This is a genomic window from Thiothrix litoralis (assembly GCF_017901135.1).
GTDB classification, from domain to species: domain Bacteria; phylum Pseudomonadota; class Gammaproteobacteria; order Thiotrichales; family Thiotrichaceae; genus Thiothrix; species Thiothrix litoralis.
Genome location: NZ_CP072801.1, coordinates 2,477,501 through 2,492,080 on the forward strand (window position 1 = coordinate 2,477,501; position 14,580 = coordinate 2,492,080).

Here is a 14,580-nt window from a genome sequence, read left to right on the forward strand (position 1 = left end):
AATCACCGATCAAGAATAAAATCTGGTGTCCGGCTTCCTGAAACTGTCTCATCTTGTTAATGAGTACCGTATGACCAAGATGCAGATCAGGTGCAGTGGGGTCGAAACCAGCCTTCACCCGCAGCGGTTGGCCTTTTTTGAGCTTTGCCACAAACTCAGCTTCAACAAGCACCTCTTCACTTCCACGTACCAGCTCTTGCATTAGGTCAGCAACATAATCCATTTAACATGCTCCAGAATTGACAATTCTTTAATTTTGATCTACATAGACGGGTAAGTTTATCAGTTTTCTCAGGTGCAAGGTCAAGCCAGCCTAGAGAGTGTCGTAATTCTTGGCTGATAAACGTGGTGAGTCAACCTCTATTGAGTTCAGGAATGATTCAGTACATACTCGCTAACCTCCGCTGTATTAGCGGATTTCTGTGTTGTTTTTTATACAGAAATGCATAACTTGATTACAAGTATGGAGTGAAAACCTTGTCATCGTTTACTCGAAGGCCGCAACCCAAGAAAAGTTGGGATGAAGCCATGAAAGGCTTTAACTTCCCCGGTGGATACATCCCCGTGGACCACAAAGCAGAGCTTGCCAAGTCATCTTCCAAGCCCGTGAAGAACCTTTTCAAAGCTGCACCTGCCAACGTCAGGATCAAACCTGCCAAAAACAGGCCAGAAAAAAAACCACCCACCGCAAAGCCTGATGCATCAGCCAGAAAACCCCTGCGCTATCTTGCTACCCGTTCACTGCTGCTAGCGTGTGGCCTCGCCACCTTAGGCAACGTGCCGGTATATTCGATGATCAACACCTCGGACAGCGGCAAAATCATCAACCTGACTGATCCCCTGCTGGATGGCAATTCACCAGCCCAGGTTATCAAGGATCTAAATTTACCAGCAGTAGCGGTGGAATCCTTTTCCGGCTATACGGTTGATATACTGCCGGATGCTACCCAAGGTAGCTGGTCAATGCGCACCGTTGGCGCTGACGACACCCTAGAGACCGTTCTCGGCGGACTGGAATTAACCAAAACATCAGAAAGGTTACTGAAAGATTCTGCCATCAAGCAAGCACTTAATAAGTTGAAGACTGATAGCCGCGTATTCACCCAAGTGGTTGATGGCAATCTGCAACAACTGATTTACGCCAAAAGCAAGAGTGAAACCTACATTGTGTCCGCCACTGACGACGGCTATATCGGTAAATGGGAATCCGACGCGCTCGACAGCCGTAACGCCAAAATTGCTTTTACAATCAAACACTCCGTGCTCCGCGATGGCAAGGCTGCTGGCTTGAGCACGTCAGTGATTCGCCAAATCAGCCAGGTTTTCCAGAAAGACGTAGATGTTAATAAAGGCGCAAAAGTTGGCGATAAAGTCGGTGTGATCTTTGAAGACTTTCGTTACCAAGGTGAAAGCATTTATACCGACAAGGTACTAGCTGCTGAATACACCACCAGAAAAACCACTTATCAGCGCATCCGCTTCACCTTAGGAGAAGGTAAAACAGACTACTTCAGACCCGATGGTGATACTGAGCTGAAACGTGCTGCTTTTGACCGCAAACCGCTGACGGACGGACGTTTAAGCTCTGGTTTCGGAATGCGTAACCACCCAGTGTTTTTCCTGCGCAAAAACCATGCAGGTACAGACTTTGCCGCACCACGTGGCACGCCGATACATGCCACCGCTGATGGTGTTGTGAAAGAAATGGGGCGCTTAGGCGGCTATGGCAATCTGGTGGAATTACGCCATAGCGACAATATTACGACCCGCTACGGTCACATGTCAGCCTTCAACACGGAGTTCAAGCCCGGCAGTCAAGTCAAACGCGGCGACGTGATTGGTTATGTTGGCTCCACTGGCACATCCACCGGTAACCACGTACATTACGAATTCCGCGTCAATGGCGAGCCGCAAAACCCGATGGCGGTTGAACTACCTCAAGTAGGCATCATGTCAGCCGAAGAAATGCAGACATTCAAAAACCGCGCATCAGCGATGGTGCAAGAACTCGCCGACTTGCGCAAACTGGCCTCAGCAGATCAGTCAGGGCGTAACCAAAACGGCGGTTAACCCCCAAAAAGCAACAAGGCCGGGCAGATTACCCGCCCGGCCTCGTTCTTCATCTTCAGAATTCCAGCTTATTCAGCCTCTTCAATCCACGCCATCTGGATCGCTTCCAGAATCTTTTCGTTGGATTTTTCCGGGTTATCGCTAAAACCATCCAATGCCTGCACCCAAGTGTGCAAGTCGGTGAAGCGGATGTACTTGGGATCAACATCCGGGTGTGCTTCCAGCAATTGAATGGCAATTTCCAGCGTATCTGTCCATTTGAGTTCGTCCATCACCCAGCCTCCTTAGTGGTTTTCCGACACCATATTGATGGTGTATTTGGGTATTTCGATGACCAGATCGTCGTTCCCGACCTTGGCCTGACAGCTCAGGCGTGAATCAGGGTCAACGCCCCACGCTTTATCAAGGTAATCCTCTTCCAGATCGGTCGCTTCTGCCAGCGTGTCGAACCCTTCGCGGATGTAAACGTGGCAAGTGGTACACGCGCAGGATTTTTCACAGGCATGTTCAATCGCAATGCCATGCGCCAGAGCCGCATCGCAAATACTGGTTCCCGGCTCAATATCAAGCACCGCCCCTTCAGGGCAAATGTCTTCATGCGGTAAAAAAATCAGTTTTGGCATGGTGTTATCCTTTGAATTCATCAACCCGATGGCCGGTCATGGCCGCACGGATACTCGCATTCATGCGCCGATCCACATAGGCTTCGGCCGCTTTTTCCAGTGCTTTGGTCGCATCTTCGATAGCGCGGGCATCGGTTCCCTGGCGCAGCAGCGCCAGTTTATCGCGGGCGGCCAGAATCGCAACACGTTCTTCCGTTGTCAGCAAGGCATCGCCATCGACCAACAACGCTGCATCCAGTGCTTCAATCGCACGATCTGCTTCCACTTGCTGCTCACGCAGCCGCCGCGCATCCATATCCTCACGGGCATGGGTCATGGAATCACGCAACATGGTTTCAATTTCGTTATCACTCAGGCCGTAGGAAGGTTTCACTTCCACGCCCGCCGTAATGCCGGTGGTCTGTTCTTGTGCGGTCACATTCAGCAAGCCATCGGCATCCACCTGAAACGTCACGCGGATACGTGCTGCCCCCGCCACCATCGGCGGAATGCCGCGTAACGAGAAACGCGCCAGCGAACGGCAAGCTTCCACAGTATCACGCTCACCTTGCAGGACATGGATCGACATCGCCGTCTGCCCATCCTTGAAGGTGGTAAATTCCTGAGCACGAGCTACCGGAATAGTGGTGTTGCGTGGAATCACTTTTTCGACCAAACCGCCCATGGTTTCCAGCCCTAAGGAGAGCGGAATCACATCCAGCAGCAGCATATCGGAGTCGGGCTTATTACCCGCCAGCACATCCGCCTGAATCGCTGCGCCAATCGCCACGACCCGATCAGGATCAATATTCACCAGCGGCGGCTTACCAAAAAACGCACTGACTTGTTCACGCACCGCCAAGACACGGGTGGAACCGCCCACCATGACGACATCCTTGACCTCTTCCTTGCTCAGATTCGCATCACGCAAGGTACGGCGGCACGCCATCAAGGTCTTTTTCACCAAGGGAGCAATTAATTCGTTCAGGTGACTGCGGCTCAACTCCCCCTGCCATGCGCCCAAGGTCACGGGTGTCGTTTCCACGGTTGTCAGCGCTTCCTTAGCATCACGCGCAACCACCAAAGCAGTACGCAATACCTTTTGATCAGCACTGCCCTGCAAACCGGATGCCTGCAACAACCATTCCGCCACCACATGGTCGAAATCATCGCCACCCAGCGCGGAATCGCCGCCCGTTGCCAATACTTCAAACACACCTTGGTGCAAACGCAGGATGGAAATATCGAACGTGCCACCACCGAGGTCATACACCGCAATCACGCCTTCGGCATTCTGATCCAGCCCGTAAGCAACCGCCGCCGCCGTGGGTTCATTCAGCAGGCGATAAACATTCAACCCCGCCAAAGTCGCCGCATCGCGGGTAGCCTGCCGTTGCGCATCGTCGAAATACGCCGGAACCGTAATCACCACCCCCATCAAATCACCGCCAAGGGCAACTTCTGCCTGACGTTTCAGGGTGCGCAGGATTTCCGCCGACACTTCCACCGAAGACACGTCGCCCGTCACCGTCTGGATGCGTGGCACACTTGAATCCCCAGTCACGAAGCGGTAGGGCAAATGCCCACCAAGCTGCTTCATATCCTCCACCCCGCGCCCCATCAGGCGTTTGGCGGAAGCAATGGTGTTAAACGGGTCTTCAGTCATCGCGGCTTTAGCGTCATGCCCCACGACGGGCGCAACACCCACTTGATAGCGCACCACAGAAGGCAGTAAATGCCGCCCCTGCGTATCCGCCAAAGTATCAGCGTGCCCACTGCGCACGGTTGCCACCAAGGAATTGGTCGTGCCGAGGTCAATGCCTACCGCCAGCCGGTGCTGGTGGGCAGTTGTGGACATGCCGGGTTCGGAAATTTGCAGTAATGCCATGAGTAATCCTAGAGACTTTCTTCGAGACGTTCTTCGCGATGGCGAATGTCTTCCAGCAGGCGCTCGAAAAAGCGCATTTTGAGCATCGTATCTTTAGCGGTGACGTAGTTTTGCTGCGACCAGCTTTCTGTAAACTCGCTTTCCAGATCGCGTATCGCCAAGCGCACCTGCGTGCTGAGCGTATCCAGCACTTCAAACGGTTCGTCGCTGCTTTCCGCTTCTTCGATTGCCTCGCGCAATTCCATCTGCTGCATTAAAAATTCGGGGTCGGAAGAGGTATCGCGGTCGTCGTTGATTTCCACACCCGCCAATACTAACAGGTAACGGGCACGCAAGCGTGGTTGCCGCAAAGTATCGTTGGCTTCGTTCAGCAATGAGGTAATTTGCACCGCCAAGCGCCGCTCCTGATCGCTGCCACTGGCAAAGCGATCAGGGTGATACTGCGATTGCAGTTCACGGAAACGTTGGCTTAAAGCAGCGCCATCCACCGCAAACTGCCGGGGCAAGCCGAACAGGGTGAAATAATCCTGTTGCAGTTCCGGCAGCAGCGTCAAACCGTGAAGCTCTCACCACACCCGCAACGCGCTTTCTCGTTGGGGTTGGTGAATTTGAAACCTTCGTTCAAACCTTCCTTGGCGTAGTCGACTTCAGTGCCGTCCAGATACACCAAGGCTTTGGGGTCAACAATCAGTTTCACGCCAAGGCTTTCAAATACCGTGTCTTCCGCTTGAAGGTCATCCACAAACTCCATGACGTAAGCCATCCCGGAGCAACCATTGGTTTTGACACCCAAGCGTAAACCCAACCCTTTGCCACGATTGGCAATGAATTTGCTAACGCGGGTAGCAGCGGATTCAGTCAAGGTAATCATAATTACGCGCCTGCCTGTTTCTTTTGGTAGTCTTCAATCGCGGTGCGGATCGCATCTTCTGCCAGCACCGAACAGTGGATTTTCACCGGGGGTAAATCCAGCTCAGCGGCAATATCCGTGTTCTTGATTTGCTTGGCTTGTTCCAGCGTCTTGCCTTTGACCCATTCGGTCAACAAGCTGCTGGAGGCAATTGCCGAACCGCAACCGTAAGTTTTGAACTTGGCATCTTCAATAATGCCTTGCTCGTTCACTTTGATTTGCAGCTTCATTACATCGCCGCACGCGGGTGCGCCGACCATGCCAGTGCCGATATTCAAGTCAGCTTTGCTGAAGCTACCGACGTTGCGTGGATTTTCATAATGGTCAATGACCTTTTCACCGTATGCCATGATCTATACCTCTTGGAAATTTTAATGAGAAACCCATTCAACTTTGCTAATGTCGATGCCTTCCTGGAACATCTCCCACAACGGGGAAAGCTCACGCAGTTTATCAACTGCGGCGCGGATGCGCCCAATCGCGTAATCCACTTCTTCAACTTTACTGAAACGTCCCATCGACAAGCGCAGGGAACTGTGTGCCAATTCATCGCTACGTCCCAGCGCACGCAGTACGTAACTAGGCTCAAGGCTCGCACTGGTACAGGCTGAACCGGACGACATCGCCAAATCTTTCAAAGACATCATCAGGCTTTCACCTTCGACGTAGTTGAAGCTGATATTGAGGATACCCGCAACACGGTGCTCCAGATCGCCATTCACGTAAACTTCTTCAATGTCCTTCAAGCCGTCGTACAAACGGTTGCGTAACATCAGGATACGGTCATTTTCAGCATTCATTTCCAGCTTGGCAAGGCGGAAGGCTTCACCCATCGCGACAATCTGATGGGTAGGCAAAGTGCCGGAACGCATCCCACGCTCATGACCACCGCCGTGGGTTTGTGCTTCGATACGGACACGCGGCTTGCGACGTACATATAACGCACCAATGCCTTTGGGGCCGTAAATCTTGTGGGCGGAAAAGCTCATCATATCAACCTTGAGCGCTTCCGTGTCAATGGGGACTTTGCCTGCACTTTGAGCTGCGTCAACGTGGAAGATGGTTTTGTTGGCGCGGCACATTTCACCGATGGTAGCAATGTCTTGAATGACGCCGGTTTCGTTGTTGACGTGCATGATGGAAACCACCGTGGTGTCTTCACGCATCGCCGCTTTCAGCTTGTCGAGGTCGATCAGGCCATTGGGTTCCGGGTCAAGGTAAGTGACTTCAAACCCTTCGCGCTCCAGTTGGCGGCAAGTGTCCAGCACTGCTTTGTGCTCGGTCTTGCAGGTAATAATGTGCTTGCCACGGCGTTCGTTGAAGTGCGCCGCACCTTTGATGGCAAGGTTATTGGATTCGGTTGCACCGCTAGTCCAGACGATTTCTTTGGCGTCAGCGTTGATTAGCGCGGCGATATGACCACGGGCATCCTCTACTGCTGCCTCTGCTTCCCAGCCGAAAGCGTGGCTTTTGGAAGCCGGGTTGCCAAACACACCAGTCGGGGTTAGGTATTGCATCATTTTTTCGGCAACACGCGGGTCTACCGGAGTAGTGGCGGCGTAATCGAAGTAAATGGGCATTTTCAGTTCACTCATGGGGCTTGTCCTGCACTAGCATTAATGGGAATGTGAATGGGAGCGGAAGTCGATGCGTTTGTCTTTTTGGCGGGCGGCGGTTTCTTGCACCTCCATTCGCGCTGTCATGTCGGCTAGGGTAATTTCCGACAGGAATACACGAATCTGGTTGCTCAAGTCCATCCACAAATCGTGGGTCAGGCAACGCTTGTTGTCCTGACAATCACCCATACCACCGCAGCGGGTGGCATCGACATTTTCGTCAACAGCACTGATGATGTCAGCAATCACGATGGCTTCTGGCGCACCGTTCAACTGATAACCACCACCGGGGCCACGCATACTCACCACCAGACCGGCTTTGCGTAACTTGGCAAACAGTTGTTCCAGATAGGAAAGTGATATATCCTGCCGTTCAGAAATCTCCGCCAGCGACACTGGCTGATCCCCATTATGCAAGGCCAGATCCAGCATGGCTGTCACCGCATAGCGACCCTTGGTAGTCAGTTTCATATTGATGCTCTCCATTCAAGCTGAGTGCATCCTATCAATACCCGACAAAACTAGTCAAGTATTAAGGTTTTATTTATCTCTTTTGGCAGAGTCCTGACTACCACCACTCATACCACCAAACCCTTCCGTTTGTAATACAGGCAATGGCACAATGTCCAACTGGCCACCCAAACGGTGAACTTCTTCGCATAATTTATCCATGCGCTCATCCATCAGGTGGATGTGATCCAGCATTCGGTTAACTGCATTGGAGACGGGATCAGGCATATCCTGCGTTGCCCCATAAGCGTCAAAACCCATCTTCTGGGCAATTTCCTCGCGGCGTTTTTCTTGCTGCTTACGCGGGGTAACAATACGCCCCGGAATGCCCGTAACCGTTGCACCTTCTGGCACGTCTTTGACCACCACGGCGTTAGAACCGACCCGCGCACCGTTGGCAAGTGTAATCGGCCCCAGGATTTTTGCACCTGCACCAACCACCACATCATTGCCCAAAGTCGGGTGACGTTTGCCCTTTTGCCAACTGGTTCCACCCAAGGTAACGCCGTGATAGAGGGTGCAATCGTCACCGATTTCAGCGGTTTCACCGATCACCACGCCCATGCCGTGGTCGATGAAAAACCGCCGTCCGATGGTTGCGCCGGGGTGGATTTCGATACCCGTGAACAGGCGTGCAACATTCGACAATACCCGCGCTAACCATTTGAAACCGTTTTTCCACAACCAATGGCTAAGATGGTGGATGAAAATGGCGTGCAAACCGGGGTAAGTCGTGACAATTTCAAACACATTGCGAGCCGCTGGGTCACGGTCAAAAATGCAGTTAATGTCTTCACGGATACGCTCGAACATGCGGTTCCTCAGGCTGTGGCAAATTGGGCTGCTTAGTATGCCTACATCTGTGTCGTTGCGCCAATCACCGCCTGACCCAAGGCAATACCCCCGTCATTGGACGGTACGTGTTGGTGGGTCAATACCCGCAAACCAGCACTTTCCAAGCGCCGTTGCACCCCCACGAATAACGGGGCGTTCTGAAACACGCCTCCCGACAGCGCAACGGCCTGAATGTCCGGGTATTCCACACACACACGCTGTGCCAAATCCACGACAACGTGGATTAAACCTTGGTGAAACTGTGCGGCGATGGCTTCACGGCAATAGCCGGTTTGCAAGTCCTTGAGCAAGGCATACCACAGCGGCGCAGGGTCAATTTCCCAACGGTCAGCAGCATTCTTAGCGATGGTAAAAGGGTAAGCCGGAACAATGTTAAGCAAACAAGCGGGGGCAAGCGCTTCAAGTTCAATCGCCGCTTGCCCTTCGTAGCTGATGCTAGCGCGGTTGCAATCCAGCGCAGCGGCAACTGCATCAAATAAACGCCCGCACGAACTGCTCAATGGCGCATTCAGGCCGCGTGCCAGCATGGTTTCCAACGTTGCCAGCGGTTGTTGTTGCAGGTATTGGATCAGCTCCAGATCGGCAAATTCTTCAACAACTTCAGGCCAGCCAAGTGCATGTAAATGCGCCCACGTATTGCGCCACGGTTGCAGAATGGCTTGCGTACCACCGGGCATAGCCATCGGTTTGAAATGCCCTACCCGCTGATAAGTCGCGTAATCAGCCAACAGGAATTCACCGCCCCACAACGTGCCGTCATCCCCGTAACCCAGCCCATCGAGCACGATGCCCAGCACTTTGCCGTCATTGCGCCCCCAGCCGTTATCGGCCAGACACGCAGCAACGTGGGCGTGGTGGTGCTGCACTTCGATCAAGGGCAAACCTTGCTGCTTTGCCCATTGCTGCCCCCATTGGGTGGAACGGTAGCCGGGGTGCTTATCCACCACCATCGCCTGCGGCTGGTGCTCAAACAAATCGTGGTAAAGCTGTAAGGTGTGTTCATACTCGCGCCAGGTACGGGCATCTTCCAAATCCCCCAAATGCTGGGAAAGAATAGCTTGACCATCACGTAGCAGCGCAAAGGTATTTTTGAGTTCGCCGCCCATCGCAAGGAGGGCGGGAGCCGTGGCGAAATCGACAGGTAACGCCAGCGTTTCCGGCGCATAACCACGGGCACGGCGCAACAAGCGCGGTTTACCTGCGAGAATACGGGTCACGGAATCATCGACGCGGTTGACGATCGGGCGGTTATGCAGCAGCAAATAATCGGCGATGGACTGCATCCGCTCACGGGTTTCGGCGACGCTGATGCATTGCGGCTCTTCGCTGAGGTTGGCGCTGGTCATGACTAAGGGCGTATCCCACGACTCCAGCAGCAGGGCATGGAGCGGGGTGTAGGGGAGCATGAAGCCAAGGGAATGTTGCTTAGGGGCGATGGATAAGGCAACGCTGGGTATCGCTTGCGCTCCACCCACCCTACGCTCCAGTAATACAATCGGCGCGTATTTGCTGTGCAGCAAAATGGCTTCAGCTTCGCTGACATGGCAATAACGCTGGATCACATCCAGATCACGTGCCATCAGTACCAGCGCTTTCTGGTAACGGCGTTTACGCTGCCGTAACGTCGCCACGGCTATTTCATTACTGGCATCACACACCAGATGTACACCCCCCAAACCCATTACCGCCAGAATATTGCCCTCGCGTAACAAACGGCTGGCAGTATCGAGGCAATCACGCTCCGTAACGGCGGGGCTAATGCCCTGCCCTGCACTATTTTCCAGCCAAACATGAGGGCCACAACTAGCACAAGCATTGGGTTGAGCATGAAAACGGCGCTCGGCAGGGTCAGTGTATTCGTGCAAGCATTCTGGGCATTGCGAGAAATCTGCCATGCTGGTATTAGCGCGGTCATAGGGGATGCGCTGAACAATACTCAAGCGTGGACCACAGTGAGTGCAATTGGTAAAGGGATAGCGGTAACGGCGGTTTTTTGGATCAAAAATATCGGCACGACACGCCGGACACATCGCCGCATCTGCCACAATACCAGTATGAATCTCGCCGGATGCACTGGCGATAATACGAAAATCAGGATGCGGGCAAACCGTTGCCAACGGGCTAATGTGCAGAGCATCCAACCGCGCCAAGGGGGGAATATCTGTCTGGAGTTGTTGCTGGAAAGCATCCAGTGCAGCTTCACTGCCCCACGCATCAATGAGCACACCCGCGCCATCATTACGTACTGTTCCAGCAATACTGCACGCCTGCGCCAACCGCCAAACAGTGGGGCGAAAGCCGACGCCTTGAACCAAACCAGTGATGCGAATGCGGCAGGCTACCATTCTATTATTCCCCTAAGCGTTTATAAAACTGAGGGGATAGTACCGCACTGCACACAAAAAAGGCCAACCCACTAATGCAGGTTGACCCCTAGCCCTGTTATTTTGTGCCGAAAATTAATGCTTATATTGTACGTTTGGTGCTTTCTGGTTGTTATCGAACTTGGATTGCGCTTTATGGTCATTCTGATCGCGCTTGTCTGAACCTTTGTGATCACGATCCTGCTTTTTAACAACCACATTGTTGTTGGTCAGCTTGGTGATGTGCTTGTTCAACGCTGCTTCTTTATTTTCCAGGCTATTACGTTCCCACTTGCTGACTTGACGGTCTTTCATCGCTGCCTTGATGGAAACACCCAGTTGGCGCAGTTCGGTACGCAATTGGTGCTCTTCTGTCGAAGTCAGTTTGCCGGTTTTTACACCCGCATCAATGCGCATGTCCAGCTTGGGAATATTCACATCAATACGGTTATGGTTGCCTTGTGGTGCAGCCATCGCCGCAGAAGAGGCAAACAGTACGCTGGCAACCAATGCGCCTGAAAAAATAGATGTTGCTTTCATAAATATTACTCCTGTTAATTTTAATAAGGTTTCGTTTCAGGTTTTCCCTTTCGACAGGTGTAACTTTATGCGCGAATCAAGCAACAATTATGCGCGGATTGTGCAAAGATCAAGGAAGCGTTACAGCATTTTCAGGTGTCGATACGCGCTGCCAGATGCGCCCAGTCGATTTCCTGCAAGACCCGCGCCTGTTGTTGCACGTAAGATTGTTGCATAGCTGCTTGTTTCTGCTCAGGTGTCACCATCCCATGAAACGGCAGCATGGCTGCATAGGCGGCATCCTGATGAAACTTGAGCGGGGTCAGCACATCTTCACGGCGCGTGTAAAAAGCATCTTCACCCTCCGCGCAAGTTTTGCCAAACACATTGAAATGGCGGCAAGCTAGCGGACGCATCGGGTGAACCGAACACACCCCCTCCAGCAAAAACGGGCAAGGCGTGCCCGCCACATGATTAGCAAGTTGCGGCTTGAGGCGGGTACGGGTGTCGGCAGGCATGATTTTGGTCACATACCAATACAAGCCCAACAGTTCCAGCGGAAAAATAGGGATGGTGGTGTGGCTCTTGCAGCAATTGGAACAACCCTTGGCGCAGGCGAGTTTCCTGCCATTATGCTCTTCTTGCTGGATACCTTTGGCGACGCCCACATCAGCATGGTAATAAGCCTCGAAGGCGTAAACCAGCCAAGGGTTAGCGGCTTGTTCGGCAGGAAATTTCAGGCGTTGGGGTTTGCCGTAGGCGGCTTTCTTGGCTTTCATCTCAGGCTCCGGGGTGCATTCAGCAGATGCGGGGTAACTGCTCTCCCGGTAGCATATCAACAATCCGCTCCCCACCGAAGGCTGTTTTCAGGATAACATGCCCATCGCCCTCTTCCACCGTGCCGATGATGCAGGCGTGATAACCTTCGGGGATACGTTGCATCGCTGCCAATACAGCATCTGCTGTGTCTGCTGGAACCACCGCCACCAGTTTGCCTTCGTTGGCAAGGTATAGCGGGTCGAGGCCGAGGATTTCACACATGCCGCGCACGGGCGTGCGGATCGGCAATGCGGCTTCCTTGAGCAACATATCGACGCTGGAACGTTCCGCAAATTCATTCAGCACCGTCGCCAAGCCGCCACGGGTCGCATCGCGCAAGCAATGGATATCCGGGCAGGCGGCAAACATGGCTTCCACCAGCCGATTGAGCGGGGCGCAATCGGTTTCAATGTCGGCATCCAACGCCAAATCACCACGGGCATTGAGGATAGCCGCGCCATGATCGCCCAACCAACCGTTGACGATCACTACATCACCCGCTTGCGCCCGCCCTGCCGACGGGTTGAAGCCTGCCGGAATCACACCGACGCCTGCGGTATTGATAAACAGCTTATCCGCGCCGCCGCGTTGCACCACTTTGGTGTCGCCGGTCACGATTTGCACGCCTGCCTCATCCGCCGCCAAGCGCATGGCTTGCAGGATGCGGGCGAACGTTTCCAGCGGTAAGCCTTCTTCGATGATGAAACCGCAGCTCAGGTACAAGGGTTTCGCGCCCCCAACAGCAAGGTCGTTGACCGTGCCGTTGATGGCGAGTGTGCCGATATTACCGCCGGGAAATTCCAGCGGGGTGACGACGTAGGAATCGGTGGTGAAGGCCAAACGATCGCCTTGTGCCGTCAATTGCGCGAGCGGAATACGCGCTTGGTCTTCGCCCTCTTCCAACAGCGGATTGCTGAAAGTGCGGCGGATCAAATCGTCGACCAATTGGTGCATGGCGCGTCCGCCGCTGCCGTGGGCGAGGGTGATGGTTCCGGTGAGATTCATGCGGTTTCCTTGCGTTTTGCCAATTTGCCGTAAGCGTAATACGCCGCGCACGAACCTTCCGGCGATACCATCAGCGCCCCCAGCGGATGTTGTGGGTTGCAATCCTTGCCGAACGCGGGGCAATCCCACGGCTTGATAACCCCTCGCAATACTTCGGCACATTTGAGGTGTTCCGGGTCGTGGGAACTGGCCGCAGCCTGTAGGTTGAATTTCTTCTCGGCATCGTAAGCCGCGTAGGCTGATCGAATCTGCACGCCAGCATCGCCGATATTCCCCAAGCCGCGAAACTCGCTGTGTTCCCGCGTTTCGTAGACTTCGGCAATGGCTTTCAAGCCTGCGACATTGCCCGCTTCCGGCACAATCCGCGCATATTGGTTTTCGACTTCGCAACGGCCTTCGGCAAGCTGTTTCATCAGCATCCACAGGGCGTGCAAAATATCGAGCGGTTCAAAGCCGGTAATCACCAGCGGCTTGTGGTAGTCACGGGTCACAAAATCGTAAGGGTGTGCGCCGATCACCATGCTGACGTGTCCGGGCGCGAGGAAACCGTCAAGTTTCAAGTCGGGGTCGGTGAGGATCGCCCGCATGGTCGCAGGCGTAGTAATGTGATTGCAGAACAGCGAAAAGTTTTGCAGCCCTTCGCGGTGCGCCTGCAATAAGGTGAGCGCGGTGCTGGGCATGGTGGTTTCAAACCCCAGTGCGAAAAACACCACGTCACGCTCAGGATTTTTGCGGGCAATGGTTAGCGCATCCATCGGCGAATACACCATGCGCACATCGCAGCCATCAGCTTTGGCTTGCAACAGGCTTTTGCGCGTACCGGGTACACGCATCGCATCGCCAAAAGTGGTGAAGATCACGCCGGGCTGTTCCGCAATCGTGACGCAATCATCCACCCGCGACATCGGCAACACGCACACTGGGCAGCCGGGGCCGTGTACCATTTCAATGTCGGCGGGCAACATGCCTTCGATGCCGTATTTGAACAAAGTGTGGGTATGACCGCCGCAGAATTCCATGACTTGCAGAGGCATATCACGCTGAGCACGCGCCAGTGGGGCGAGATGGTTGATTTCTTCCACCAGCTTTTTGGCGGTGGCAGGGTCGCGGAATTCGTCGATGTATTTCATGCCGAACGTTCCAGCGCATCAGCAATGTTGCGGATGGCTTCCAGCTCTGCATCCATATCGCCAATCGCCGCCAGATAAGCGAGGGTGCGGGCAGCCTCATCCTCATCCAGACGGCTCATGGCGAAACCGGCGTGAACCAGCACCCAAGCGCCGACGCACTCTTCCGCTGGGTGTTCGTCATCCACCACGCAGGTGATGATCACATCGCGTTTCACACCACCGATGTCCACCTTGGCAACCAAGAGGTCAAGGTCGACCAATTCGGTGATTTGTCCGGGAATTCCAAGGCACAT

17 protein-coding genes (1 of these 17 running past the window's edge) are annotated in these 14,580 nt (G+C 53.7%); 1 reads left to right on the plus strand and 16 read right to left on the minus strand.

Annotation, left to right across the window (positions count from 1 at the left end; genetic code table 11):
* A protein-coding gene (gene tyrS, locus J9253_RS11985) for a tyrosine--tRNA ligase (RefSeq protein ID WP_210221204.1) crosses the window boundary here: on the minus strand, nt 1-223 show its 5' portion. The gene continues 977 nt to the left of window position 1, outside the view; the window shows 223 of its 1,200 coding nt (coding positions 1-223); it begins with the start codon at nt 221-223; its stop codon lies off the left edge, out of view.
* A 305-nt stretch (nt 224-528) separates the two neighbouring features.
* On the opposite strand from tyrS, the gene J9253_RS11990 reads away from it, so the two are divergent.
* Entirely contained in the window at nt 529-2,070 is a 1,542-nt protein-coding gene (locus tag J9253_RS11990) for a M23 family metallopeptidase (RefSeq protein WP_210221205.1), read from the plus strand.
* Nucleotides 2,071-2,138: 68 nt separating this feature from the next.
* On the opposite strand, the gene iscX is transcribed toward J9253_RS11990, so the two are convergent.
* From iscX to J9253_RS12065, 15 genes are all read right to left on the minus strand, one after another.
* Nucleotides 2,139-2,342, minus strand: a complete 204-nt coding sequence (gene iscX / locus J9253_RS11995) for a Fe-S cluster assembly protein IscX (RefSeq protein ID WP_028489751.1) — start codon at nt 2,340-2,342, stop codon at nt 2,139-2,141.
* 12 nt (nt 2,343-2,354) lie between these two features.
* Complete coding sequence (gene fdx, locus J9253_RS12000) at nt 2,355-2,693, minus strand: ISC system 2Fe-2S type ferredoxin (protein ID WP_210221206.1); 339 nt, start codon at nt 2,691-2,693, stop codon at nt 2,355-2,357.
* Nucleotides 2,694-2,697: 4 nt separating this feature from the next.
* On the minus strand, nt 2,698-4,560 hold the full coding sequence (gene hscA / locus J9253_RS12005) for a Fe-S protein assembly chaperone HscA (RefSeq protein ID WP_210221207.1): 1,863 nt from the start codon (nt 4,558-4,560) through the stop codon (nt 2,698-2,700).
* An 8-nt stretch (nt 4,561-4,568) separates the two neighbouring features.
* Nucleotides 4,569-5,114, minus strand: a complete 546-nt coding sequence (gene hscB / locus J9253_RS12010) for a Fe-S protein assembly co-chaperone HscB (RefSeq protein ID WP_156946875.1) — start codon at nt 5,112-5,114, stop codon at nt 4,569-4,571.
* Nucleotides 5,111-5,431: an iron-sulfur cluster assembly protein IscA gene (gene iscA, locus J9253_RS12015; protein WP_425426769.1), complete on the minus strand. Its 321-nt coding sequence runs from the start codon at nt 5,429-5,431 to the stop codon at nt 5,111-5,113. Before iscA ends, hscB begins: the two co-directional genes overlap by 4 nt.
* Before the next feature lie 2 nt (nt 5,432-5,433).
* On the minus strand, nt 5,434-5,820 hold the full coding sequence (iscU, locus tag J9253_RS12020) for a Fe-S cluster assembly scaffold IscU (RefSeq protein WP_028489746.1): 387 nt from the start codon (nt 5,818-5,820) through the stop codon (nt 5,434-5,436).
* Nucleotides 5,821-5,841: 21 nt separating this feature from the next.
* Complete coding sequence (locus J9253_RS12025; RefSeq protein ID WP_281169649.1) at nt 5,842-7,065, minus strand: IscS subfamily cysteine desulfurase; 1,224 nt, start codon at nt 7,063-7,065, stop codon at nt 5,842-5,844.
* Nucleotides 7,066-7,086: 21 nt separating this feature from the next.
* Nucleotides 7,087-7,557: a Fe-S cluster assembly transcription factor gene (locus J9253_RS12030; protein WP_210221208.1), complete on the minus strand. Its 471-nt coding sequence runs from the start codon at nt 7,555-7,557 to the stop codon at nt 7,087-7,089.
* A gap of 69 nt (nt 7,558-7,626) precedes the next feature.
* Nucleotides 7,627-8,409: a serine O-acetyltransferase gene (cysE, locus tag J9253_RS12035; protein ID WP_210221209.1), complete on the minus strand. Its 783-nt coding sequence runs from the start codon at nt 8,407-8,409 to the stop codon at nt 7,627-7,629.
* A 41-nt stretch (nt 8,410-8,450) separates the two neighbouring features.
* Complete coding sequence (gene hypF, locus J9253_RS12040; protein ID WP_210221210.1) at nt 8,451-10,796, minus strand: carbamoyltransferase HypF; 2,346 nt, start codon at nt 10,794-10,796, stop codon at nt 8,451-8,453.
* Between the two features lie 114 nt (nt 10,797-10,910).
* A complete protein-coding gene (locus tag J9253_RS12045) occupies nt 10,911-11,354 on the minus strand; it encodes a hypothetical protein (protein WP_210221211.1) in 444 nt (147 codons plus the stop codon).
* Between the two features lie 131 nt (nt 11,355-11,485).
* Nucleotides 11,486-12,112: a YkgJ family cysteine cluster protein gene (locus J9253_RS12050; RefSeq protein ID WP_210221212.1), complete on the minus strand. Its 627-nt coding sequence runs from the start codon at nt 12,110-12,112 to the stop codon at nt 11,486-11,488.
* A 19-nt stretch (nt 12,113-12,131) separates the two neighbouring features.
* Nucleotides 12,132-13,157, minus strand: coding sequence for a hydrogenase expression/formation protein HypE (hypE, locus tag J9253_RS12055; RefSeq protein WP_210221213.1), 1,026 nt, complete (start codon nt 13,155-13,157; stop codon nt 12,132-12,134).
* A complete protein-coding gene (hypD, locus tag J9253_RS12060) occupies nt 13,154-14,287 on the minus strand; it encodes a hydrogenase formation protein HypD (RefSeq protein WP_210221214.1) in 1,134 nt (377 codons plus the stop codon). Before hypD ends, hypE begins: the two co-directional genes overlap by 4 nt.
* On the minus strand, nt 14,284-14,580 hold the full coding sequence (locus J9253_RS12065; RefSeq protein WP_028489737.1) for a HypC/HybG/HupF family hydrogenase formation chaperone: 297 nt from the start codon (nt 14,578-14,580) through the stop codon (nt 14,284-14,286). The genes hypD and J9253_RS12065 overlap by 4 nt, the downstream gene beginning before the upstream one ends.